This is a genomic window from Pseudoalteromonas sp. Z1A6, from assembly GCF_011378745.1.
Lineage (GTDB): Bacteria > Pseudomonadota > Gammaproteobacteria > Enterobacterales > Alteromonadaceae > Pseudoalteromonas > Pseudoalteromonas arctica.
Map to the genome: position 1 here is coordinate 1 of NZ_WTKW01000654.1, position 888 is coordinate 888.

1 protein-coding gene is annotated in these 888 nt (G+C 38.2%); it reads left to right on the top strand.

Annotated elements, in window-relative coordinates; all coding sequences use genetic code 11:
• Positions 1–313: 313 nt before the first annotated feature.
• Positions 314–799 (top strand): hypothetical protein, encoded by a 486-nt coding sequence (locus GQR46_RS20150; RefSeq protein WP_165742304.1) that lies wholly within the window; start codon positions 314–316, stop codon positions 797–799.
• Positions 800–888 lie beyond the last annotated feature (89 nt).

Sequence of the window (888 nt, forward strand, 5' to 3'; positions counted from 1 at the left end):
TAAATTATTTTTTACTGTGGGATAAAGTGTTTACACTAAAATATAATTTACATTATATTTTTTATTTACTCATTTTACATAGCATTACTGGTTAGCGGCTTTATCTAGTCAATACTCACTCGCCTGACCTTGCTGTATATAACTATCTACTCTAAATGTATCACAAACTGTTTTCATATTAGAAGTGCAAAGATCCTCTTTGATCAAACCACTCAATAATTGTACTAATTAGTGCAATTAGTCATAAATCTGTAACTTTGATCCGCGATAATCTCTATCCGATAAATGAATAAACTCAAGAAGATTAAGTAAGATGAGTACACCCTTAGTGCAACTAACATTTGCACAGCAATCATTTGATGATTCTATGTCTGCGGCGATGAGCCACGCTATGGAATATGAAAAGCTGTCACTAAAAGCCAGTGCTGCGCATAACATTACGCTGCAATGTGTGTTGCCTGATGGCGCAAATGAGAGCGATGTTATTTCACTAAGTGCTACGCAGCCCAGTGCGCGTGGGGCGCAGTATTTTACTGAAAAAACGCTGAGCAATGCAGACCTTGAATCTGGTACTGTAAACCTTACTTTAAGTAACATTACACAAAGCCAATGTTTTGTAGTGCAAATGATGCTGCACGGAAAAAACACGACCTTAAAAGAAAGCCAACAACTCGATGTGTACATTAAAGCATTTGAGCAAGGCTATATTCCTGAACACATAACAACTGAACATGCTAAGCCTCAGGGCGTTCGTAGCTACTTTGCGAGTATGGGTTCTACGTTTTTATCGCTGTTTTAGTGCTGGCTGCACTTAAATTACGCGACGCTACTTATAAGTTATTAGGGCGTGTTGATCTTTGGTGGGTGAATTTGCAGCAGTATGTTTGG

What these genes read in the sequence shown, in the direction of transcription:
- GQR46_RS20150 (WP_165742304.1), top strand. Translation starts at nt 314, where the DNA reads ATGAGTACACCCTTAGTGCAACTAACATTTGCACAGCAATCATTTGAT.